Genomic DNA, 21,935 nt, shown 5'->3' with positions numbered 1-21,935 from the left:
CTGCCACGCTTTGTAACAACCTCCCCTCTCCCCACCGCCTCAACGCGCTATAGTATTGAGTTAGCACCATTGCGGGGCGCGGCTGCGCCTGACACCGAGATAAGGATAGCGAACATGAAATGCTCCATTTCCCTGTTGGCCGGCGCGCTGCTGGCCGTCAGTTTCAGCGCTTCAGCCATGGCGCTGGATTCGCAGGAGGTTGGTTACAATATCGAAGCGCGCGGCGCACGCCCGGTCGTGGCGCAGTTGGGCAAGGCCGGGCAGTTCGGCGCCGTGGAAAACAGCATCCGGCTGGGGGACGACAGCTGGATTGCCCTGGCGCCCAAGTTGGCCGGCGGCGGCAATGCCGGCTTTACCGCCGGCATCAAATCGGCCCTCTCCGCGGCCCTGATCTACAATCCGGCGGCGGTGTTGCAGGCGCTCAACAAAGGCAACGATCTGCCGCTCAATGACATTTGCACCGCGCCGCCGGAGGTGCAAGGCGACACCGCCATCACCAGTTTCCGTGAGCGCGCAACCCACGCCCTATCTACCGTGCGCGTAGGCGATCTCAGCGCGCCGCGCGACGCCTGCATTGCCGCCTTGAAAGGCTGAGCGCGTCTGCCGGGCAAAAAAAAAGCACCCCCATGGGGTGCTTTTTCGTTTGTTCTCACGGGGTTATTTCACCACGCGCAGCGCCGGGCGGCCACCGCGCGGCGGCTGTGGCGGTTCGTCATCCGGGCCGTTGTCTTCCGCGGTATCCGGGCGATCGCCGTCGATCACCGACATCAGGGTTTCCGAAGGGATCGTCTCATTGTCCAGACCTTCGAACACGCCTTCGCTTTCGTCGTAGGCGGCTTCCGGTTCGAACATCGTGCCGGCGCCGTTTTCACGCGCATAAATCGCCAGCACGGCGGCCATCGGCACCGAAACCTGACGCGGCACGCCGCCGAAGCGCGCGTTGAACTGCACGTCTTCGTTACCCAACGCCAGGTTGCCTACCGCGCGCGGCGCGATATTCAGCACGATCTGACCATCGCGCGCGAACTCCATCGGCACCTGCACGTCCGGGCGAGTCACGTCGACCACCAGGTGCGGCGTCAGTTGGTTATCCAGCAGCCAGTCGTAGAACGCCCGCAGCAGATACGGGCGACGCGGCGTCATCTGAGACATGTCCATCGCGCTTAGCCCCGGGTCTGCAGGCGCATTTCACGCTCGGCTTCGGTCAGGGAAGCCAGGAAGGCGTCGCGTTCGAAGACGCGGGTCATGTAGCCTTTCAGCTCTTTGGAACCGGCGCCGCTCAATTCGATGCCCAGCTGCGGCAGACGCCACAACAGCGGCGCCAGGTAGCAATCCACCAGGCTGAACTCTTCGCTCATGAAATACGGCGCCTGACCGAAGATAGGCGCGATCGCCAGCAGCTCTTCGCGCAGTTGGCGACGGGCGGATTCCGCTTCCTGGCCGCTGCTCTTCTCGATCTTGTCCATCAGCGAGTACCAGTTCTTCTCGATGCGCAGCATCATCAGACGGCTCTCACCACGGGCAACCGGGTAAACCGGCATCAGCGGCGGGTGCGGGAAGCGCTCATCCAGATATTCCATGATGATGCGGGATTCATACAGGGTCAGTTCGCGATCGACCAGCGTAGGCACCGTCTGGTAAGGGTTGAGGTCAATCAGATCTTGCGGCAGGTTATCCATTTCGACCTGCTCGATCTCGACGCTGACACCTTTCTCCGCCAGTACGATACGTACTTGATGGCTAAAAATGTCGGTCGGGCCAGAGAACAGCGTCATTACCGAACGTTTGTTGGCAGCGACAGCCATGAAAACCTCCAAGTTATCTAGAAAATACTGCGAATAGCCAACTGACAGGCTGCTATCCTGAATAATCTTGCCGCAGGCCGGCAGCACGCAGCGCGACCCGAGCCCATAAAAAACCGGCCCAGGAGGTCAACTGCACGGCGAACAGGCGCAAAAGTGGGTGATAGTTTACCAGATTCTGCTTGTTTTGTGGGGACGGTGCGGCGAATTCATGTTGAATTGTCTGATATGCCACAGATTTTAGTCGGGGACGGCGGATTTCAGGCGTAAAAAAACCCGGTGAAGCACCGGGTTTTTTGCGTAAATCGCACTGCCGAAGCAGCGAAAATTAACGCTTGGAGAACTGCGGACGACGACGTGCTTTACGCAGACCGACTTTCTTACGTTCAACCTGACGAGCGTCACGGGTGACGAAGCCAGCTTTACGCAGTTCAGAACGCAGAGTCTCATCGTATTCCATCAGTGCACGGGTGATACCGTGACGGATAGCGCCAGCTTGACCGGAGATACCACCACCTTTAACGGTGATGTACAGGTCCAGTTTGCCAACCATGTCGACCAGTTCCAGCGGCTGACGAACTACCATGCGGGCAGTTTCGCGACCGAAGTACTGTTCCAGGCTGCGCTGGTTGATAACGATGTTACCGTTGCCCGGCTTGATGAAGACGCGAGCGGCGGAGCTTTTGCGGCGACCAGTGCCGTAGTATTGATTTTCAGCCATTGCCATTAATCCCGATTAAATGTCCAGAACTTGCGGTTGCTGTGCCGCGTGATTGTGCTCGGTGCCCGCGTAAACTTTCAGTTTACGGAACATAGCACGACCCAGCGGGCCCTTTGGCAGCATGCCTTTAACCGCGATTTCAATCACGCGCTCAGGACGGCGGGCAATCATCTCTTCAAAGGTCGCTTGCTTGATACCACCGATGTGGCCGGTGTGGTGGTAGTACACTTTGTCTGTACGCTTGTTGCCGGTTACAGCAACTTTGTCAGCGTTCAGAACGATGATGTAATCACCGGTATCCACGTGCGGGGTGTATTCCGCTTTATGCTTGCCGCGCAGGCGACGAGCCAGTTCAGTAGCGAGACGGCCTAAAGTTTTACCATCTGCATCAACAACGTACCAGTCGCGTTTTACGGTTTCTGGTTTAGCTGTAAAAGTTTTCATTAGAAAGCTTACCCAATAATTAGTTACACGTTGGTGAACACCCAAACGCTCGAAAACAGTTGAGGCTCACACGACCATACAAGTCCAGCAAACCTACCCCTTCGAATAGCCATTGCCGGCACTATAAAGTTTTTGGGAAAAAAAACTTTGTTGTAACGTGGGGTCGCAAGATTATAGAGAAGTCGCTCACAAAGATCGAACGGTTTTTGAATGGAAAATAAATTTATCGCCGGCGGCGGACAACCGGCGATAGGCCCGGCGGGCTCAGGGCAGATGCGGCAGCTTGAGGTACTCTTCGCTCTGCATTTCCTGCAGGCGCGACAGGCAGCGCTGGAATTCAAATTTCAGCTGCACCCCCTGATAGATCTCGAACATCGACGCTTCGGCGCCGATCACCAGCTTGATGTGCCGCTCGTAGAATTCATCCACCAGCGCCAGGAAACGGCGCGCGGTATTCTCTTTCAGCGGCCCCATCACCTGCACATTATACAGGATCACGCTGTGGTACAGCCGCGACAGCGCGATGTAGTCCAGCTGGCTGCGCGCCTCTTCGCACAGCGTGTGGAAATCCACCGCCAGCACGCCGTCCACCGAACGGATCGCCTGCAGCGGCCGATGGTTAATCTGCAGCACCGGCGCGTCCTCCCCCGCCTTGCCCGCCAGCTTGACGAACATCCGATCCAGCGCCTCGCGCGTCTGGTCGCTCAGCGGCGTCAGGTAGAGGTGCGCCTGGGTCAGGGTGCGCAGACGATAGTCGATGCCGGCGTCGACGTTCATCACGTCGCAGTACTCGTTGATCAGATCGATAGCCGGCAGGAAACGCGCCCGCTGCAGGCCGTTGCGGTACAGATCGTCCGGCGGGATGTTCGACGTGGCCACCAGCGTGATGCCGCGCGCGAACAGCGCCTGCAGCAGCGTGGCCAACAGCATGGCGTCGGTGATGTCGGAGACGAAGAATTCGTCGAAGCACAGCACGTCGGTCTCGGCCTTGAAGCCGTCGGCGACGATTTCCAGCGGGTTTTCCCGCCCCTGCAACTCGGTCAGCTCTTCATGCACCCGCAGCATGAAGCGGTGGAAGTGCAGGCGCATTTTGCGATCGCCCGGCAGACTGTGGAAGAACATATCCATCAACCAGGTTTTGCCGCGCCCGACGCCGCCCCACATGTACAGCCCCTGCACCGGGCGCTGAGGCGCCGTTTCGCCGCCCTTGCCCAGCAAGCGGCTGAGCTTGCCGCGCAGCCCGCCGGCCGGCGCGCTCGCCGCCGGCTTTTGCAGCAGAGCCTGATAAATGCGATCCAGTTGAGTGACGGCCCGGCGTTGAACCTCATCGGCCTGATATTCCCCCGCCTCCAGCGCCTGCTGGTAGCGAGATAACGGTGATAGTGCCTGCATCTGTTCGATGTTCCCTAAGAACGCTTAGAAATTATTTAGCCAACGTTGGCGGCAAGTTGATGCCGATTCGCACCGTTATCGCCACAAATGCCCGCTGCGGGCGCCGCTGAAAACCCTGTGAAAACCAGGTGGAAGCGCATCAGGATTCCACTCGGACAAGGTTAACGGTTATAGTGGATATTATTAAGTGAAAAATCCCTGCGGAACAACGAAGTCAAAATAGGAGTCATCATGACCTGGGAGTATGCGCTGATTGGTTTGGTCGTCGGTATCGTGATTGGTGCGGTGGCGATGCGTTTTGGCAACCGTAAATTACGTCAACAACAAGTCCTGCAGAACGAGCTGGACAAGAGCAAAACCGAGCTGGAAGAGTACCGTCAGGAGCTGGTCGGCCACTTTGCCCGCAGCGCCGAGCTGCTGGACAACATGGCGCGCGATTATCGCCAGCTGTATCAGCACATGGCGAAAAGCTCCAACAACCTGCTGCCGGATCTGCCGATGCAGGAGAACCCGTTCCGCTATCGCCTGACCGAAGCGGAAGCGGACAACGATCAGGCGCCGGTGGAAATGCCGCGCGACTATTCTGAAGGGGCCTCCGGCCTGCTGCGCGGTCAAAGCGCACGCCGCGACTGAATTCTTTCTTCGCCCGCGGGGCCACCCGCGGGGTTAATCCCGTTTACGCCATATTGACCTTCCTTCGCATTACCTTTACTGAACTTTGCACGCAAATTCACGGTCTTACCCTTCACTATGACAAGGCGATTGCCTTATCATCAAATTTTCATCGGCAGGTATTGAGAGAGTTATCATCAATGAAGAAAAAGTCGTTAATTCTTAGTGCATTGGCAATGAGCCTCGGCCTGGCGCTCAGCGCCGCACCGGCGGCCAACGCGGCCCTGCCCGTCGCCGTGCAGGGGCAGCCGCTGCCGAGCCTGGCGCCGATGCTGGAAAAAGTCTTGCCCGCCGTAGTGAGCGTGCATGTCGCAGGCACCCAGGTGCAGCGTCAACAGCTGCCGGAAGAGCTCAGACGCTTCTTCGGCCCCAATTTCCCCGGCCAACAGCAGAGCTCCCGCCCGTTTGAAGGGTTGGGATCCGGCGTGATCATCGACGCCGCCAAGGGCTACGTGCTGACCAACAACCACGTCATCAACAACGCCGACAAAATCCGCGTGCAGTTGAACGACGGCCGCGAGCTGGACGCCAAGCTGGTCGGGCGCGATGAACAATCCGACATCGCCCTGCTGCAGCTCAGCGATACCAAAAACCTGACCGCCATCAAGATGGCCGATTCCGACAAGCTGCGCGTCGGCGACTTCGCCGTGGCGGTCGGCAACCCGTTCGGCCTGGGCCAAACCGCCACCTCCGGCATCATCTCGGCGCTGGGCCGCACCGGCCTGAATCTGGAAGGGCTGGAAAACTTCATTCAGACCGACGCCTCCATCAACCGCGGCAACTCCGGCGGCGCGCTGGTTAACCTGAACGGCGAACTGATCGGCATCAATACCGCCATTCTGGCGCCGAGCGGCGGCAACGTCGGCATCGGCTTCGCCATTCCGAGCAATATGGCGCAGAACCTGAGCCAGCAGCTGATCGAATTCGGCGAAGTGAAACGCGGCCTGCTTGGCATCAAGGGCAGTGAAATGACCCCGGACATGGCTAAAGCCTTCAACACCGACGCGCAACGCGGCGCCTTCGTCAGCGAAGTGTTGCCGAAATCTGCCGCCGCCAAGGCCGGCATCAAAGCCGGGGATATTCTGGTTTCCGTCGACGGCAAACCGGTGAACAGTTTTGCCGAACTGCGCGCCAAGGTCGGCACCACCGCACCGGGCAAAACCCTCAAGGTAGGCCTGCTGCGCGACGGTAAACCGCAGGAAGTCTCGGTCACGCTGGACAACAGCGAGAGCGCCTCGACCAACGCCGAAACGCTGTCGCCGGCGCTGCAGGGGGTATCCCTCAGCAACGGCGCGCTGCCGAGCGGCGACAAGGGCGTGAAGGTGGAGAACGTGGATAAAGGCTCGACGGCGGCGCAAATCGGCCTGCAAAAAGGCGACGTGATCATCGGCGTCAACCGCCAGCGCGTAGACAGTATCACCGCACTGCGCAAGGTGCTGGAAGCCAAACCACCGGTGATGGCGCTCAATATCGTGCGCGGTAACGAAACCATTTATCTGCTGCTGCGTTAATTTGTGCAAAAACCGGGCTCGGTGACATACTGCGCCCGGTTAACTCATGCTATCCTCCGAACATCGTTCACCACACCACGAAAACTCCATGTTTGCTAAGCTCTTGCGTTCTGTCGTTATCGGTCTCATCGTTGCCGGCCTGCTATTGGCCGCTCTGCCCATGCTGCGTTCTTCCAACGGTCTGTTTGCAGAGAAAACCGAGAATACCAGCGACGAAACGCCGGTGAGCTACAACAAGGCGGTGCGCCGCGCCGCCCCTGCCGTGGTGAACATCTACAACCGCAACCTGAACGGCGCCGCCAACGTGCTGTCGCTCGGTTCCGGCGTGATCATGAACGAACGCGGCTATATCATCACCAACCGCCACGTGATCAAAGACGCACAGCAGATCACCGTGGTGTTGCAGGATGGCCGCCGTTACGAAGCGCTGCTGGTGGGCTCCGACGGCCTGACCGATTTGGCGGTGCTGAAGATCGATCCCGGCAACCTGCCGGTGATCCCGACCAACAAAAACCGCGTTGCCCACGTCGGCGATGTGGTGCTGGCGATCGGCAACCCGTATAACCTGGGGCAGACCGTCACTCAGGGCATCCTCAGCGCCACCGGGCGCATCAGTATGAGCACCACCGGCCGGCAGACGTTCCTGCAGACCGACGCCTCAATCAACCGCGGCAACTCCGGCGGCGCGCTGGTCAACTCGCTGGGTGAGCTGATCGGTATCAACACCCTGACCTATGACAAAATCACCGACGGCGAAACGCCGGAAGGGCTGGGCTTTGCGATCCCGATCGAACTGGCCACCAAGATCATGGACAAGCTGATCCGCGACGGCCGCGTTATCCGCGGCTATTTCGGTATTCAGGGCAAGGAGATCATTCCGCTGCGCTCGTCCAATTCCGGCATCGATCGCCTGCAGGGCATCATCGTGACCGAGATTACGCCGAACGGCCCGGCGAACAACGCCGGCTTCCAGATCAACGACATCATCATCAACGTGGATAACAAACCGGCGGTGTCCGTGCTGGAGACCATGGATCAGGTGGCGGAGATCAGACCGGGCACCGAGATACCGGTTATCGTGCTGCGCGACGGCAAACGCATTACGTTGAAAATGACGGTGGGTGAATTCCCGGAAGACAGCAATTAAAAAAGGGCCGGCATTGATAGCCGGCCCTTTGCTATTCATCCTGCCGACGCAGCCGCGCCGGCGCTAATGACTTACTCGCCTTTCACGCGTTCGATGTTCGCACCCAGCGCGCGCAGCTTGTCTTCAATACGCTCATAGCCGCGATCGATGTGATAGATGCGATCGACGACGGTCACGCCGTCGGCGATGCAGCCGGCGATCACCAGGCTGGCGGAAGCGCGCAGATCGGTCGCCATCACTTGAGCACCGGACAGCTGTTCAACGCCATGGCAGATCACGGTGTTGCTCTCGATCTCCGCGTGCGCGCCCATGCGGATCAATTCCGGCACGTGCATGAAGCGATTTTCGAAGATGGTTTCGGTGATAACGCCAGTGCCTTCCGCCACCAGGTTCAGCAGGCTGAACTGGGCCTGCATGTCGGTCGGGAAGCCCGGGTGCGGCGCGGTGCGCACGGTGACCGCTTTCGGGCGTTTGCCGTGCATGTCCAGGCTGATCCAGTCTTCGCCCACTTCGATATCGGCACCGGCTTCGCGCAGCTTGGCCAGCACCGCATCCAGCGTGTCCGGACGGGTGTTGCGGCACATCACTTTGCCGCCGGAAACCGCGGCGGCGATCAGGAAGGTGCCGGTCTCGATGCGGTCAGGCAGCACGCGGTACACGCCGCCGCCCAGACGCTCGACGCCCTCGATGGTGATCTTGTCACTGCCGGCGCCGCTGATCTTCGCGCCCAGCGTGTTGAGGAAGTTGGCGGTATCGACAATTTCCGGCTCACGCGCGGCGTTTTCGATAACGGTGGTGCCGGTCGCCAGGGTCGCGGCGCTCATGATGGTGACGGTCGCGCCCACGCTCACCTTGTCCATGACGATGTGCGCGCCCTTCAGACGGCCCTCGACGGACGCCTTGACGTAGCCTTCTTCCAGCTTGATCTCGGCGCCCAACTGCTCCAGGCCGGTGATGTGCAGATCGACCGGACGCGCGCCAATCGCGCAGCCGCCCGGCAGGGAAACCTGGCCACGGCCGAAACGCGCCACCAGCGGCCCCAGCGCCCAAATGGAAGCGCGCATGGTTTTCACCAGATCGTAAGGGGCGCAAAACTCGTTCACGCCGCTGGCGTCCACGAAGACCGAACCGTTGCGCTCAATCTTGGTACCCAACTGGTTGAGTAGTTTAATGGTGGTGTCGATGTCCTTCAGCTTGGGGACATTCTGCAGCTCGACCGGCTCTTCCGCCAACAGGGCGGCGAACAGGATCGGCAGGGCGGCGTTTTTGGCCCCGGAAATAGACACTTCACCGCTCAGGCGGGTCCGACCCTGCACACGAAATTTATCCATCTGACTACTCTCTGTTATCTAATCTGAAGCTGCCCGCCCGGCAGGGCAAACAGCCTTAAAATCCGTTGAGTTTGCGGTCTCGCTGCCACTCTTCAGGGGTGTACGCCTTAATAGACAAGGCATGAATGCGGTTGTCCGCAATGTATTCCATCAGCGGTGCGTAAACCGTCTGCTGTTTTTTGACGCGGCTCATGCCGGCGAACAGTTCACCGACCACAATCGCCTGAAAATGGCTACCGTCGCCCGTCACATGTACTTCATCCAGTGCCAATGCCTGCATCAGCACGTCTTTAATCTCGTTGGTTTCCATAGTATCCAGTTCTGCCGCTAAAGGATCATAAACAGCCTAGTATCTTAGTGGAATACGATGTTTTCTTAAACTAAAGAAAAAGCCCCTGCATAACAGGGGCTTTGTATCGTTTTGCCACGCAAGAGCGGCGTAAAACGCCGCTAACCGGCGGTATCGACAGGCATTATCGCCTGCAGGTTGTAGAGCGCGATCAGCGTTTTCAGGCGCTCGGTGGCGCCGAAAATTTTCAGCGCTACGCCGCGCTCGCGCTGCTCTTCCTGCAGATGCAGCAACAGCGCCAGCCCGGCGGAGTCCACGCGCTGCAGTTGCGCCACGTCGATCGCGGTTTTATCCGCCATCAGCGCGTCGCGCTGCCGCCACAGCGGCTGCAGCGTTTCCCGATCCAGTTCACCGCGCAGGATCAGCGTCTGCTGCTCTGATTCGAAGCTGAGCGCTGCCGACATCAGTTTTTCTTGTCCAGCGTGATAGGCTGCGCGGCGGCGGCCTGCAGCTGTTTGGTCAGGCCGTCGATGCCCTGAGTACGCAGCGTAGACGCCCACTCATTTTGCTTGGTGGTGATCATGCTGACGCCTTCGGCGATCATGTCATACGCCTGCCAGTAGCCGGTTTTGCTGTTCTTGCGCCATTGGAAATCCAGACGCACCGGCGGACGGCCACCGTTGTCGATGATGGTGACGCGAATAGCCACGATGTCGGCATTGCCCAGCGGCTGTTCAGGCGCGATCTGGTAAGTCTGGCCGTGATACATCGCCAGCGCCTGGCCGTAAGCCTGCTCCAGGTAAGCCTGGAAGGCGGTGAAGTAAGCTTCGCGCTGCGCAGGCGTTGCCTCTTTGTAGTAACGCCCCAGCACCAGCGCGCCAGCGTATTTCACCTGCACGAACGGCATCAGTTCCTGATGCACGATGGCACGCAGGTAGTTCGGGTCCTGCTTGATCTTCGGCTGTTCGTTCTTCAAACGGCTGAAAGTCTTCTGCGCCGCTTCTTGCATCATGCTGTAAGGATTGGTTTGGTCGGCTGCGCTCGCCAGCGGTGCAACCACCAGCAGAGCCACCATCAGTAAACGTTTAAACATGCAGGTATCCTCTCTTAATGATTTGGAACAGCGGGTTGCGGTGCGGCGCCGGCAGCCGGCTCAGCGGCCGCGTCTCCCGATTTGGCGCTGTCCTGACCGCCGCTTTTATACAGGAACTGGCCGATCAGGTCTTCCAGAACCATGGCTGATTTGGTGTCCTGAATGGTGCCGCCATCTTTCAGGATGGTGGTGCCCATATCAGGATCTTCGAAGCCCACGTTAAGCGCCAGATATTGCTCGCCCAGCAGGCCGGAGGTGCGGATCGCCAGCGAGCTGGTATCCGGGATTTGGTCGTACTTTTTCTGGATATCCAGCGCCACGCGCGGCGTGTAGGTTTTCGAATCGAGTTCGATGTCCGCCACGCGGCCGATCACCACGCCGCCAATCTTCACCGGCGAACGCGGTTTCAGGCCGCCGATGTTGTCGAACGTCGCGTAAATGCGGTAGGTCGGCTCGCTGCCGATCGATTTAAGGTTCGCCACCTGCAGGCAGATAAACACGATGGCGCACAGCGCGATCAGCATAAATGCCCCAACCCAGATTTCACTCTTCTTCGTTTGCATCGAATCAATTCCCAAACATCAGTGCGGTCAGCACGAAATCCAATCCCAACACCGCCAGTGACGAATGCACCACGGTACGCGTCGTCGCCCGGCTAATCCCTTCAGAGGTAGGCACGGCGTCGTACCCATTGAAAATGGCAATCCAGGTTACGGTAATGGCGAATACCACGCTTTTGATCAGGCAGTTGAGCAGATCTTTTTTCCACTCCACGGCGCCCTGCATCGCCGACCAGAAGAAGCCGCTGTCGATGCCTTTCCAGTCCACGCCGACCACCGAGCCGCCCCAAATGCCGATCGCCACGAAAATGATGGTCAATAGCGGCATGCTGATCAGCCCGGCCCAGAAGCGCGGCGCCACGATGCGCCGCAGCGGATCGACCGCCATCATTTCCAGGCTGGAGATCTGCTCCGTCGCCTTCATCAGGCCGATTTCCGCCGTGAGCGCGGAACCGGCGCGGCCGGCGAACAGCAGCGCCGTGACCACCGGCCCCAGTTCGCGCAGCAGCGACAGCGCCACCATCATGCCGAGGCTGGCCTCGGCGCTGTAGGTGGTGAGCACGATATAGCCCTGCAGGCCCAGCACCATGCCGATAAACAGCCCGGAGACCATGATGATCAGCAGCGACTGCACGCCGACGCTGTAGAGCTGTTTCAACAGCAGCGGCCACTGCTTGCCGGGTTCCGGCCGGCCAATCAACGCGTTGAACAGCATCAACCCCGCGCGGCCGAAGCTGGCGCTGGTGTTGATGCCACTGCGCCCCAACGACGCTAACGCTCTTAATAACATGAGCTTATTTACTCCCTAAGCCTAGCAGTTCGGTCTGATAATCCCCGGCCGGATAGCGGAACGGCACCGGCCCATCCGCTATACCATCCAGGAACTGGCGCACGCGCGCATCAGGATTGTTCTGCAATTGCTGCGTGGTGCCTTCGGCGATCACCCGGTGGTCGGCCACGATGTAGGCGTAGTCGGCGATGCTCAGCACCTCCGGTACGTCGTGCGACACCACGATGCAGGTAATGCCCAGCGCATGGTTCAGCTCATCGATCAGCTTGACCAGCACTCCCATGGTGATCGGATCCTGGCCAACGAAAGGTTCGTCGAACATGATCATTTCCGGGTCCAGCGCGATCGCGCGCGCCAACGCCGCCCGGCGCGCCATGCCGCCGGAAAGCTCGTTGGGCATCAGCTGAGCCGCGCCGCGCAGCCCCACCGCTTCCAGCTTCATCAGCACCGTGCTGCGCAACAAAGGCTCCGGCAGGTTGCTGTGCTCGCGCAGCGGGTAGGCCACGTTTTCGAATACGGTCAAATCGGTAAACAGCGCGCCAGACTGGAACAGCATGCTCATTTTTTTGCGCGCGTCGTATAACTGACGGCGGGACAACGCGGGAATGTTGTCGCCGTCGAACCAAATCTCCCCGCTGTCCGGCGCCAGCTGGCCGCCTATCAGGCGCAGCAGCGTGGTTTTGCCGATGCCCGATGGCCCCATGATCGCCGTGACCTTACCGCGAGGCACCGTCAGGTTGATGTCTTCAAATATCCGTCGGTCGCCGCGCGAGAAGCTCATGTCGCGCACTTCGACCAAATTATCTGCCTTTTGGAGCATGTTAATGGACCCTTTACGACTCATCTTTTGCTGAATCTACCCGTGATGTTAAAGCAATGGGCGCAATCCGTCTCATCTTTACAAAAACTTACTGCCATTTCGCAACCAATGGTGCCATTGGTTTTACTTTTCCGCGCCACCCGGTCAAAATTGGCGCCATAACGAAAAAAAACGAAACTGTTCAACTATTAGCCGGGGAAAACCGTTGCTGCGGCTCAAACGCGCGCAACGGAGGGCAAGCAATACCGCCGCATTGACGGCTTTAACCAACGAACCGGGATAATACCCGACAAAGGACCCTGCATGTTTCTCGCGATAGCATTATTAATCGTTGGTTTATTTCTACTGGTGTACGGTGCAGACCGCTTAGTTTATGGTGCTGCCGTGATTTCCCGCTCGCTCGGCGTACCGCCGTTGATCATCGGCATGACCATCGTCGGCATCGGCACTTCGCTGCCGGAGCTGATCGTGTCCACCACCGCCGCGCTGAACGGGCAGATAGATATGGCCGTTGGCAACGTAGTCGGTTCCAACATCACCAACATTTTATTGATCCTGGGCGTGGCGGCGTTGATTCACCCGCTGGCCGCGCGCTCTGAGATACTGCGGCGCGAACTGCCGCTGATGTTAGCGGTCACAGTATTATGCGGTTTCGTGTTGATGGACGGCACCCTGAGCAGGCTGGACGGCGTGCTGCTGCTGGCCGCCGCCGCCGGCTTCATCCTGCTGATGCTGAAAATCGCCCGGCTGGCGCAGCGCGAGGGCAGCGACAGCCTGACTATGGAGCAGATCGCCGAGCTGCCGCAGGACAGCAGCAATACCGTGGCGGTGCTGTGGCTGGTGCTGGCGTTTATCATTCTGCCGCTCTCTTCCAGAATGGTGGTCGATAACGCGACGGTGATCGCGCACTATTTCGGCCTGAGCGAACTGGTGGTCGGTTTGACCATTATCGCCATCGGCACCAGCCTGCCCGAACTGGCCACCTCCATCGCCGGGGCGCTGAAGGGCGAGGATGATATGGCGATTGGCAATATCATCGGCTCCAATATTTTCAACACGGTGATCGTGCTGGGCGTACCCGCCCTGCTGTCGCCGGGCAGCGTAGACACCGCCGCCTTCCAGCGCGATTACTGGGTGATGCTGGCGGCCAGCGTGCTGCTGAGCGTGCTGTGCATCGGCCGCAAACATCGCATCGGCCACCTGGCGGGCGCGCTGTTATTATGCGGCTTTATTGCGTATCTTGCGGTGCTGTTCTTTAACCCTTTCAGTACTTTCGGCTAAACCGACGGGAATGAGTATGTCGAACATTGAGTTGCAACCGGGCTTCGATTTTCAACAGGCCGGTAAAGAAGTGCTTCAGATAGAGCGTGAAGGGCTGGCCCAGCTCGATCGCTACATCAACGCAGACTTCACCCGCGCCTGCGAAACGATCGCCGCCTGCGGCGGCAAAGTGGTGGTGATGGGCATGGGCAAATCCGGCCATATCGGCTGCAAGATCGCCGCGACCTTCGCCAGCACCGGCACGCCCTCATTCTTCGTTCATCCGGCGGAGGCCAGCCATGGCGATTTGGGCATGGTCACCCCGCAGGACATCGTGCTCGCCATCTCCAACTCCGGCGAGTCCAGCGAGATCCTGGCGCTGATCCCGGTGTTGAAACGCCAACAGATCACCCTCATCTGTATGACCAACAATCCGGAAAGCGCGATGGGTAAAGCGGCGGATATCCACCTGTGCATCAAGGTGCCGCAGGAAGCGTGCCCGCTGGGGCTGGCGCCGACCACCAGCACCACCGCCACGCTGGTGATGGGCGATGCGCTGGCCGTTGCGCTGCTGAAAGCGCGCGGTTTCACGCCGGAAGATTTCGCGCTGTCGCATCCGGGCGGCGCACTCGGCCGCAAACTGCTGCTGCGGGTTAGCGATATCATGCACAGCGGCGATGAAATACCCCACGTCAGCGCCGACGCCTCGTTGCGCGACGCGTTGCTGGAAATTACCCGCAAAAATCTGGGCCTGACGGTGATCTGCGACGATTTGATGAAAATCGCCGGCATCTTTACCGATGGCGACCTGCGCCGGGTGTTCGACATGGGCATCAACCTGCACGAGGCGAAGATCGCCGATGTCATGACGCCGGGCGGCGTGCGGGTGCGCCCCAACCTCCTGGCGGTCGATGCATTGAACCTGATGCAACAACGCCACATCACCGCGCTGCTGGTTGCCGATGGCGACCAGTTGCTGGGTGTGGTACATATGCATGACATGCTGCGCGCCGGCGTCGTTTAATTAAGGAATAGAACGGAATGGGTATGGTAGAAACCTGCTACGGGCCGGTAGAACAAGAGGTTATGGCGCGTGCCGGGAACATCCGCCTGTTGATTTGCGACGTTGACGGCGTGCTGTCGGACGGCCTGATCTTCATGGGCAACAACGGTGAAGAACTGAAGGCGTTCAACGTGCGCGACGGTTACGGCATCCGCTGCTTGAAAACCTCGGACATCGAGGTGGCGATCATCACCGGTCGCTCCGCCAAGCTGCTGGAAGATCGCGCGCAGACGCTCGGCATCACCCATCTGTATCAGGGGCAATCCGATAAGCTTTTGGCCTTCCGCGAACTGTTGGATAAACTGTCGTTAACGGCGGATCAGGTCGCCTATATCGGCGATGACCTGATCGACTGGCCGGTGATGGCGCAGGTCGGCCTGGCGGTCGCGGTGGCGGACGCCCACCCGCTGCTGACGCCGCGCGCCCACTACGTCACCCGCATTGCCGGCGGCCGCGGCGCGGTGCGCGAACTGTGCGACATCATTCTTTTGGCTCAAAATAAGCTGGAGGACGCCAAAGGGCTGTCGATATGAGTAAAACCAAACTGTGGATCACCATCCTGTTGACGGTGATCGTTCTGGCGCTGATCGGCTGGAACATGACGGACTTCAGCGACGACACGGCCCCTGGCCCGGTCAACGATCAGGATCCGACCTACCAGAGCCAGCACACGGTCACCGTGGTGTACAACCCGGCCGGCAAGCTGAATTACAAACTGGTGGCGGAAGACGCGAAGTATTACACCGCCGGCGAGCTGAGCTGGTTCACCCAGCCGGTGATGACGCTGTTCGATGAGAATGCGGTGGCCACCTGGTCAGTTCGCGCCGATCGCGCCAAACTGACTAAAGACCGAATGCTGTATCTGTATGGTCACGTCGAGGTGAACAGCCTGACCACCACCTCGCAGCTGGAAAAAATTAAGACGGACAACGCTCAGGTAAACCTGGTCACCCAAGACGTCACCTCCGATGACGAAGTCACGCTTTACGGGACCAATTTTACCTCTAACGGCATGAAAATGCGTGGGAACCTGCGGACCAAAACCGCTGAGCTGATTGATAAGGTTAAGACCAACTATGAAATTCAGAACCAAAAAACAACTCCGTAACCTGTTGCTCGGCAGCTTAGTTTTGGCCGCCAGCGCCCCCGCTCTGGCGCTGAAATCCGACTCCAGCCAGCCGGTCAGCATCGACTCGCTCAAGCAGTCGTTGGACATGCAAAGCAACGTCAGCACCTTCACCGACAACGTGGTGATCAAACAGGGCACCATCGATATTCGCGCCGACAAGGTGGTCGTCACCCGCCCGGGCGGAGATCAGAATAAGACCTATATTGAAGCGTTCGGCAACCCGGTAACCTTCTACCAGATGCAGGACAGCGGCAAGCCGGTCAAAGGCCACGCGCAGAAAGTGCGTTACGACGTGGCGACCCAGCTGGTGACCCTGACGGGCAACGCCTATCTGGAGCAGCTCGACAGCAACGTGAAAGGCGATCGCATCACCTATCTGGTGCAACAGCAGCAAATGCAGGCGTTTAGCGATAAAGGCAAACGCGTGACAACGGTTCTGGTACCGTCGCAGTTGCAAGACAAAAACGAGCAAAAAAAGAGTAACTAATCACTTATGGCAACACTCATCGCAGAAAACCTGGCGAAAGCCTACAAGGGCCGTAAAGTTGTCGAAGACGTCAGCCTGAAAGTGAAATCCGGCGAGATCGTCGGCCTGCTCGGCCCGAACGGCGCCGGTAAAACCACCACCTTCTACATGGTGGTCGGCATCGTGCCGCGCGACGCCGGGCGCATCGTGATCGACGAAGAAGACATCAGCCTGCTGCCGCTGCACGCCCGCGCGCGCCGCGGCATTGGTTACCTGCCGCAGGAAGCGTCGATCTTCCGCCGCCTGAGCGTGTACGACAACCTGATGGCGGTGCTGGAGATTCGCCCCGACCTCACCAGCGAACAGCGCGAAGACCGCGCCAAAGAGCTGATGGAAGAGTTCCATATCTCCCATCTGCGCGACAGCCTCGGCCAGGCGCTGTCCGGCGGTGAACGCCGCCGCGTCGAAATCGCCCGCGCGCTGGCGGCCAACCCGAAATTCATTCTGCTGGACGAACCCTTCGCCGGGGTGGATCCGATTTCCGTTATCGACATCAAAAAAATCATCGAGCACCTGCGTGACAGCGGCCTGGGCGTGCTGATCACCGACCACAACGTGCGCGAGACGCTGGACGTGTGTGAACGCGCCTACATCGTCAGCCAGGGCAAACTGATTGCCCACGGCACGCCGGATGCTATTCTGGCCGACGAGCAGGTTAAACGCGTTTATCTGGGCGAAGAGTTCCGCCTCTAAGCGCCGGCGCGCCCTGCGGGGCGACACCGTTAACGGAAGTAGACAGAAAACTATGAAGCAAGGTTTGCAACTCAGGCTCAGTCAACAGCTGGCCATGACTCCTCAGCTCCAGCAGGCGATCCGCCTGCTGCAGTTGTCCACGCTTGAGCTTCAACAAGAGATCCAGCTGGCGCTGGAGAGCAATCCGCTGCTTGAACAGACCGATCTGCACGACGAAATCGACGCCAAAGAAACCCAGGAGACCGAGGGGCTCGATACCCGCGAGGCGCTGGAACAGAAAGACATGCCGGAAGAGCTGCCGCTGGACGCCACCTGGGATGAGATCTACACCGCCGGCACGCCGTCCGGCACCGGCACCGACTACAGCGACGACGAGCTGCCGGTCTATCAGGGCGAGACCACCCAAACGCTGCAGGATTACCTGATGTGGCAGGTGGATCTGACGCCGTTTTCCGATACCGACGCCGCCATCGCCACCTCCATCGTCGACGCGGTGGACGACACCGGCTATCTCACCGTGCCGCTGGAAGACATTCTGGAAAGCCTGGGCGACGAAAACGTGACCCTCGATGAAGTCGAGGCGGTGTTGAAGCGCGTGCAGCGTTTCGATCCGATCGGCGTCGCCGCGCGCGATCTGCGCGATTGCCTGCTGGTGCAGCTCTCCCAATACGCCAAAGACACCCCTTACCTGGCCGAAGCGCGGCTGATCATCAGCGACCATCTGGATCTGCTGGCCAACCATGACTTTCGCAGCCTGATGCGATCAACCCGGCTAAAAGAAGATACACTGAAAGAAGCGATGCTGCTGATTCAGTCGCTCGATCCGCGCCCGGGGCAGTCGATCAATACCGGCGAATCGGAATACGTGATCCCGGACGTGCTGGTGCGCAAGACGCAGAACAAATGGACGGTCGAGCTCAACGGCGACAGCGTTCCGCGTTTGAAGATCAATCAGCAATACGCAGCGCTGGGCAACAGCGCCCGCAGCGAAGCCGACGGCCAGTTCATCCGCAGCAACCTGCAGGAAGCCAAGTGGCTGATTAAAAGCCTGGAGAGCCGTAACGAGACGCTGCTGAAGGTCACCCGCTGCATCGTCGATCAGCAGCAGGCGTTCTTCGAGCAAGGCGAAGAGTTTATGAAACCCATGGTGCTGGCGGATATCGCCCAGGCCGTGGAAATGCATGAATCGACGATCTCGCGCGTCACCACGCAGAAGTTTCTGCACAGCCCGCGCGGCATTTTCGAATTGAAATATTTCTTCTCCAGCCACGTGAATACCGACAGCGGCGGCGAAGCCTCCTCGACGGCGATCCGCGCATTGGTGAAGAAATTGATTGCGGCGGAAAACCCCGCCAAACCACTCAGCGACAGCAAGCTGGCCACCCTGCTCGCCGATCAGGGGATCATCGTGGCGCGGCGCACCGTCGCCAAGTACCGAGAGTCTTTGTCCATCCCGCCGTCGAACCAGCGTAAACAGTTGGTTTGACCTCTATTGAGAAGGAAGACACTATGCAGCTCAACATTACCGGACACCACATCGAAATCACCGATCCGTTGCGCGAGTTCGTGAACAACAAGTTCGCCAAACTCGAACAGTATTTTGATCGCATCAATCAGGTGTATGTTGTATTAAGTGTGGAAAAAGTGCAGCAAATTGCGGAAGCAACGGTGCACGTGAATGGAGGCGAGTTGCACGCCACCTCGGAAGACGAGAATATGTATGCCGCAATTGATACGCTGATCGACAAATTGGCACGTCAATTGAACAAACATAAAGACAAATTGAAGCAACACTGACACCCTAACCCATTCCATGAGGCGGCATCCGTCGCCGCCTCCCCCTTCGGCGCGTGACCCGCATGGGTGACGCGCCGAACGGTAATCAGGGTTAAAACCGACGAAAAACCGCCTTGCCGGGCGCGCCCGGCGGCGCGGTTTTAAGTGAAGATGAGATGAACAACGAATATATGCAATTAAGCTCGGTGTTAAACATCGAGTGCACCAAAAGCTCGGTACACTGCACCAGCAAGAAGCGGGCTTTGGAAATTATCAGCGAACTGGCCGCCAAACAGCTCAATCTGCCTTCGCAGGTGGTGTTTGACGCGGTTCTCACCCGGGAACGCATGGGCAGCACCGGTATCGGCAACGGTATCGCCATTCCCCACGGCAAACTGGAAGAGGACACACTGCGGGCCGTTGGCGTGTTTATCCGTCTCGACCAACCCATCGCTTTCGACGCTATCGATAACCAGCCGGTCGACCTGCTGTTCGCGCTATTGGTGCCTGCCGATCAGTGCAAAACCCATTTGCATACCCTGTCGCTGGTCGCCAAACGCCTGGCCGACAAAACCGTATGTCGCCGCCTGCGCGCCGCGCAAAGCGACGAAGAACTTTACCAAATCATCACCGAGTGATGCCCGGCCGGCGTGACTTCCAGCCCGGATAACGTTACTGTTTCACGATGATGGATCCGGCTGCGGCCGGAATAACAAAGTTTCCACCGGTGGCGATGAACGCCGCCGCGATGCCAGGGGAGTTGCCACATGGTGCTGATGATTGTCAGCGGCCGTTCCGGTTCCGGAAAATCCGTCGCCTTGCGGGCGCTGGAAGACATGGGTTTTTACTGCGTTGACAACCTGCCGGTGGTCCTGCTGCCGCAGCTCGCCAATACGCTGGCGGAACGCAATATCTCCGCAGCGGTCAGCATCGACGTGCGCAACATGCCGGAATCGCCGGAAGTGTTCGAATACGCGATGACTCAGCTGCCGGACAGCTTCTCACCGCAGCTGCTGTTCCTCGACGCCGATCGCAACACGCTGATCCGCCGTTACAGCGACACCCGCCGCCTGCATCCGCTCTCCAGCAAAAACCTGTCGCTGGAAAGCGCGATCGACGAAGAAAGCGATCTGCTCGAACCGCTGCGCTCGCGGGCCGACCTGATTATCGACACCTCGGAAATGTCGGTGCACGAACTGGCCGAAATGCTGCGCACCCGCCTGCTGGGCAAGCGCGAGCGCGAACTGACCATGGTGTTCGAATCCTTCGGTTTCAAACACGGCATCCCGATCGACGCCGACTACGTGTTCGACGTGCGCTTCCTGCCGAACCCGCACTGGGATCCGAAGCTGCGGCCGATGACCGGTCTGGACAAGCCGGTAGCGTCGTTCCTCGATCGCCATACCGAAGTGCACAACTTCATCTACCAGACCCGCAGCTACCTGGAGCAATGGCTGCCGATGCTGGAAACCAACAACCGCAGCTACCTGACGGTCGCCATCGGCTGTACCGGCGGCAAGCACCGCTCGGTGTACGTGGCGGAACAGCTGGCCGATTACTTCCGCTCGCGCGGCAAGAACGTGCAGTCGCGCCACCGCACGCTGGAAAAGCGTAAACAATGACGGTCAAACAGACGGTTGAAATCAAAAACAAACTGGGCATGCACGCGCGCCCGGCGATGAAGCTGTTCGAACTGGTGCAAAGCTTCGATGCGGAAGTGATGCTGCGCAACGAAAGCGGCACCGAGGCCGAAGCCAGCAGCGTCATCGCGCTGCTGATGCTGGACTCCGCCCAGGGCCGGCATATCGAAGTCGAAGCGACCGGCCCCGACGAAGTCAACGCGCTGGCGGCGGTGGTCGAGCTGTTCAACTCCGGGTTTGATGAAGATTAGTCGTTGAGACTCTCCCCATTCGTCGCCTCGGCGCATGTGTTGCCTCCGCCCCTCCCATAACGTAGCCCTCCCGTTTCTCACTTTGCGAATCCGCTTCCAGAATCAGCCGTAACCGCCTGTAAATTCACGTCATGGATTTACCCCCACCACGATAATCGCAATAGTGTGTAACGCAAAAACAGACAACAGGCGGGTGTTTCCCCACGCTTTGCTTACGGGACAACGAAAAGTTTACAATTTGTGAACTTCACCGGCAGTCGCTATAATGTTCACCGGGTAGGAATCGAAGGAACGATGCATATCATTTCCAGGGAACCGTTCAATAACGCAACGAAGCAATATCCCAATGAAGCCACTGCTCTCGAGGCCATTTATAAAGCATTGCGACGGGGCGAGTTCCGCACGCCGGACGAGTTAAAAGCGCTTTTTCCTTCGCTCGATCGTATGAAATACAAAGAGAAATGGTGGGTCATTGACGTCGGCGGCAACCACCTGCGGATCTTGTTCTTTGCCAGCTTCGAGACACAGAAAGTCTTCATAAAGCATATCGTTAGCCACGCCGAATACGACAAGCTGATGCAGCACTATCGAAGGAGTTCATCATGATTACAGATGCCATTAAGGCGGCCGATGCGCTACTGCGCGCCGTGCCCTTGTTGCAGGGCAGCCGCGCTCAGCAAGACTACCGGGAAGCGCTTGAATTGGTGGAATACCTGCTGGAAAACGACGAACACCATCCGCTGATTGACATGCTGGCAAAAAAGATCGCCGAATATGAAGACAACAGCGCCGAATTTACCGCATTCAACCAGCGTATCGCCCAGTTACCACAGGGGGTAGCCGCGCTTCGCGTCCTTATGGAACAGCACCAACTCAGCCAAAGTGATTTTGAACATGAGATCGGTAAAAAGTCGTTGGTTAACCAAATCCTGAACGGTAAAAGATCGCTGACCATTCCGCACATTATGGCGCTGGCCAAGCGTTTCAATCTGCCCCCGGCCCTGTTCCTGCCGGAAGCGGATTAG

29 protein-coding genes are annotated in these 21,935 nt (G+C 58.8%); 17 read left to right on the top strand and 12 right to left on the bottom strand.

All coding sequences use genetic code 11. From position 1 onward, the window contains the following. Nucleotides 1-114: 114 nt before the first annotated feature. On the top strand, nucleotides 115-594 hold the full coding sequence (locus tag ACJ8KE_RS17035) for a hypothetical protein (RefSeq protein WP_016930197.1): 480 nt from the start codon (nucleotides 115-117) through the stop codon (nucleotides 592-594). Nucleotides 595-657: 63 nt separating this feature from the next. Here ACJ8KE_RS17035 and sspB read toward each other — a convergent pair whose 3' ends face one another. The 5 genes from sspB to zapE form a co-directional block, all read right to left on the bottom strand. Continuing rightward, nucleotides 658-1,158, bottom strand: coding sequence for a ClpXP protease specificity-enhancing factor (gene sspB, locus ACJ8KE_RS17030; RefSeq protein WP_004937084.1), 501 nt, complete (start codon nucleotides 1,156-1,158; stop codon nucleotides 658-660). A gap of 5 nt (nucleotides 1,159-1,163) precedes the next feature. Beyond that, complete coding sequence (gene sspA / locus ACJ8KE_RS17025; RefSeq protein WP_004937082.1) at nucleotides 1,164-1,805, bottom strand: stringent starvation protein SspA; 642 nt, start codon at nucleotides 1,803-1,805, stop codon at nucleotides 1,164-1,166. 325 nt (nucleotides 1,806-2,130) lie between these two features. Then, the gene (gene rpsI / locus ACJ8KE_RS17020) at nucleotides 2,131-2,523 is read right to left on the bottom strand and encodes a 30S ribosomal protein S9 (RefSeq protein ID WP_004937080.1); all 393 of its coding nucleotides are present in this window, start codon (nucleotides 2,521-2,523) and stop codon (nucleotides 2,131-2,133) included. Nucleotides 2,524-2,538: 15 nt separating this feature from the next. Further along, complete coding sequence (gene rplM, locus ACJ8KE_RS17015; RefSeq protein ID WP_004937079.1) at nucleotides 2,539-2,967, bottom strand: 50S ribosomal protein L13; 429 nt, start codon at nucleotides 2,965-2,967, stop codon at nucleotides 2,539-2,541. Between the two features lie 264 nt (nucleotides 2,968-3,231). Next, the gene (gene zapE, locus ACJ8KE_RS17010) at nucleotides 3,232-4,359 is read right to left on the bottom strand and encodes a cell division protein ZapE (protein ID WP_016930199.1); all 1,128 of its coding nucleotides are present in this window, start codon (nucleotides 4,357-4,359) and stop codon (nucleotides 3,232-3,234) included. 231 nt (nucleotides 4,360-4,590) lie between these two features. Between zapE and zapG the strand changes: the two genes are divergently transcribed. The 3 genes from zapG (at nucleotide 4,591) to degS (ending at nucleotide 7,689) form a co-directional block, all read left to right on the top strand. Beyond that, a complete protein-coding gene (gene zapG / locus ACJ8KE_RS17005; RefSeq protein ID WP_004937074.1) occupies nucleotides 4,591-4,992 on the top strand; it encodes a Z-ring associated protein ZapG in 402 nt (133 codons plus the stop codon). 179 nt (nucleotides 4,993-5,171) lie between these two features. Beyond that, nucleotides 5,172-6,542 (top strand): serine endoprotease DegQ, encoded by a 1,371-nt coding sequence (gene degQ / locus ACJ8KE_RS17000; protein WP_079451615.1) that lies wholly within the window; start codon nucleotides 5,172-5,174, stop codon nucleotides 6,540-6,542. 88 nt (nucleotides 6,543-6,630) lie between these two features. Continuing rightward, complete coding sequence (gene degS, locus ACJ8KE_RS16995; protein ID WP_049299901.1) at nucleotides 6,631-7,689, top strand: outer membrane-stress sensor serine endopeptidase DegS; 1,059 nt, start codon at nucleotides 6,631-6,633, stop codon at nucleotides 7,687-7,689. Between the two features lie 71 nt (nucleotides 7,690-7,760). On the opposite strand, the gene murA is transcribed toward degS, so the two are convergent. From murA to mlaF, 7 genes are all read right to left on the bottom strand, one after another. Then, complete coding sequence (gene murA / locus ACJ8KE_RS16990; RefSeq protein WP_004937068.1) at nucleotides 7,761-9,020, bottom strand: UDP-N-acetylglucosamine 1-carboxyvinyltransferase; 1,260 nt, start codon at nucleotides 9,018-9,020, stop codon at nucleotides 7,761-7,763. A gap of 55 nt (nucleotides 9,021-9,075) precedes the next feature. Continuing rightward, a complete protein-coding gene (gene ibaG / locus ACJ8KE_RS16985; RefSeq protein WP_004937066.1) occupies nucleotides 9,076-9,330 on the bottom strand; it encodes a BolA family iron metabolism protein IbaG in 255 nt (84 codons plus the stop codon). A gap of 140 nt (nucleotides 9,331-9,470) precedes the next feature. After that, nucleotides 9,471-9,773 (bottom strand): lipid asymmetry maintenance protein MlaB, encoded by a 303-nt coding sequence (gene mlaB, locus ACJ8KE_RS16980; RefSeq protein WP_016930202.1) that lies wholly within the window; start codon nucleotides 9,771-9,773, stop codon nucleotides 9,471-9,473. After that, a complete protein-coding gene (gene mlaC / locus ACJ8KE_RS16975; RefSeq protein WP_004937063.1) occupies nucleotides 9,773-10,402 on the bottom strand; it encodes a phospholipid-binding protein MlaC in 630 nt (209 codons plus the stop codon). The genes mlaB and mlaC overlap by 1 nt, the downstream gene beginning before the upstream one ends. Nucleotides 10,403-10,416: 14 nt before the next feature. Next, nucleotides 10,417-10,965 (bottom strand): outer membrane lipid asymmetry maintenance protein MlaD, encoded by a 549-nt coding sequence (gene mlaD, locus ACJ8KE_RS16970; protein ID WP_004937061.1) that lies wholly within the window; start codon nucleotides 10,963-10,965, stop codon nucleotides 10,417-10,419. Nucleotides 10,966-10,969: 4 nt separating this feature from the next. Continuing rightward, nucleotides 10,970-11,752 carry a lipid asymmetry maintenance ABC transporter permease subunit MlaE gene (gene mlaE / locus ACJ8KE_RS16965; RefSeq protein WP_004937059.1) on the bottom strand — a complete coding sequence of 261 codons (783 nt, stop codon included), beginning with the start codon at nucleotides 11,750-11,752 and terminating at the stop codon, nucleotides 10,970-10,972. Nucleotides 11,753-11,756: 4 nt separating this feature from the next. Then, nucleotides 11,757-12,572 (bottom strand): phospholipid ABC transporter ATP-binding protein MlaF, encoded by an 816-nt coding sequence (mlaF, locus tag ACJ8KE_RS16960; protein WP_028127533.1) that lies wholly within the window; start codon nucleotides 12,570-12,572, stop codon nucleotides 11,757-11,759. Nucleotides 12,573-12,875: 303 nt separating this feature from the next. Here mlaF and ACJ8KE_RS16955 point away from each other — a divergent pair, with 303 nt between their 5' ends. From ACJ8KE_RS16955 to ACJ8KE_RS16895, 13 genes are all read left to right on the top strand, one after another. After that, the gene (locus tag ACJ8KE_RS16955) at nucleotides 12,876-13,853 is read left to right on the top strand and encodes a calcium/sodium antiporter (RefSeq protein ID WP_028127534.1); all 978 of its coding nucleotides are present in this window, start codon (nucleotides 12,876-12,878) and stop codon (nucleotides 13,851-13,853) included. Between the two features lie 16 nt (nucleotides 13,854-13,869). Continuing rightward, nucleotides 13,870-14,856: an arabinose-5-phosphate isomerase KdsD gene (kdsD, locus tag ACJ8KE_RS16950; RefSeq protein WP_016930207.1), complete on the top strand. Its 987-nt coding sequence runs from the start codon at nucleotides 13,870-13,872 to the stop codon at nucleotides 14,854-14,856. Nucleotides 14,857-14,873: 17 nt separating this feature from the next. Further along, nucleotides 14,874-15,428, top strand: coding sequence for a 3-deoxy-manno-octulosonate-8-phosphatase KdsC (kdsC, locus tag ACJ8KE_RS16945; RefSeq protein ID WP_021505108.1), 555 nt, complete (start codon nucleotides 14,874-14,876; stop codon nucleotides 15,426-15,428). Further along, a complete protein-coding gene (gene lptC / locus ACJ8KE_RS16940) occupies nucleotides 15,425-16,003 on the top strand; it encodes an LPS export ABC transporter periplasmic protein LptC (RefSeq protein WP_016930209.1) in 579 nt (192 codons plus the stop codon). Before kdsC ends, lptC begins: the two co-directional genes overlap by 4 nt. Continuing rightward, nucleotides 15,972-16,511, top strand: a complete 540-nt coding sequence (gene lptA, locus ACJ8KE_RS16935) for a lipopolysaccharide ABC transporter substrate-binding protein LptA (protein ID WP_028127535.1) — start codon at nucleotides 15,972-15,974, stop codon at nucleotides 16,509-16,511. The genes lptC and lptA overlap by 32 nt, the downstream gene beginning before the upstream one ends. A gap of 6 nt (nucleotides 16,512-16,517) precedes the next feature. Beyond that, nucleotides 16,518-17,243 (top strand): LPS export ABC transporter ATP-binding protein, encoded by a 726-nt coding sequence (gene lptB / locus ACJ8KE_RS16930; RefSeq protein ID WP_004937040.1) that lies wholly within the window; start codon nucleotides 16,518-16,520, stop codon nucleotides 17,241-17,243. A gap of 52 nt (nucleotides 17,244-17,295) precedes the next feature. Further along, nucleotides 17,296-18,729, top strand: coding sequence for an RNA polymerase factor sigma-54 (gene rpoN / locus ACJ8KE_RS16925; RefSeq protein ID WP_016930211.1), 1,434 nt, complete (start codon nucleotides 17,296-17,298; stop codon nucleotides 18,727-18,729). 23 nt (nucleotides 18,730-18,752) lie between these two features. Next, complete coding sequence (gene hpf / locus ACJ8KE_RS16920; protein ID WP_004937038.1) at nucleotides 18,753-19,040, top strand: ribosome hibernation promoting factor; 288 nt, start codon at nucleotides 18,753-18,755, stop codon at nucleotides 19,038-19,040. Nucleotides 19,041-19,195: 155 nt separating this feature from the next. Beyond that, nucleotides 19,196-19,657: a PTS IIA-like nitrogen regulatory protein PtsN gene (ptsN, locus tag ACJ8KE_RS16915; protein ID WP_016930212.1), complete on the top strand. Its 462-nt coding sequence runs from the start codon at nucleotides 19,196-19,198 to the stop codon at nucleotides 19,655-19,657. Nucleotides 19,658-19,786: 129 nt separating this feature from the next. Then, on the top strand, nucleotides 19,787-20,641 hold the full coding sequence (rapZ, locus tag ACJ8KE_RS16910) for an RNase adapter RapZ (RefSeq protein WP_015379177.1): 855 nt from the start codon (nucleotides 19,787-19,789) through the stop codon (nucleotides 20,639-20,641). After that, nucleotides 20,638-20,910, top strand: coding sequence for a PTS phosphocarrier protein NPr (npr, locus tag ACJ8KE_RS16905; RefSeq protein WP_004937034.1), 273 nt, complete (start codon nucleotides 20,638-20,640; stop codon nucleotides 20,908-20,910). Before rapZ ends, npr begins: the two co-directional genes overlap by 4 nt. Before the next feature lie 294 nt (nucleotides 20,911-21,204). Next, on the top strand, nucleotides 21,205-21,516 hold the full coding sequence (locus tag ACJ8KE_RS16900; protein ID WP_004937033.1) for a type II toxin-antitoxin system HigB family toxin: 312 nt from the start codon (nucleotides 21,205-21,207) through the stop codon (nucleotides 21,514-21,516). Continuing rightward, the gene (locus ACJ8KE_RS16895) at nucleotides 21,513-21,935 is read left to right on the top strand and encodes a helix-turn-helix domain-containing protein (protein WP_015379178.1); all 423 of its coding nucleotides are present in this window, start codon (nucleotides 21,513-21,515) and stop codon (nucleotides 21,933-21,935) included. Before ACJ8KE_RS16900 ends, ACJ8KE_RS16895 begins: the two co-directional genes overlap by 4 nt.

The organism is Serratia sp. CY56464 (assembly GCF_052168435.1).
In the GTDB taxonomy this organism is placed as follows: domain Bacteria; phylum Pseudomonadota; class Gammaproteobacteria; order Enterobacterales; family Enterobacteriaceae; genus Serratia; species Serratia marcescens.
Note: the sequence above shows the minus strand (reverse complement) of the source record. Positions and strands in the feature narration are given on the sequence as shown.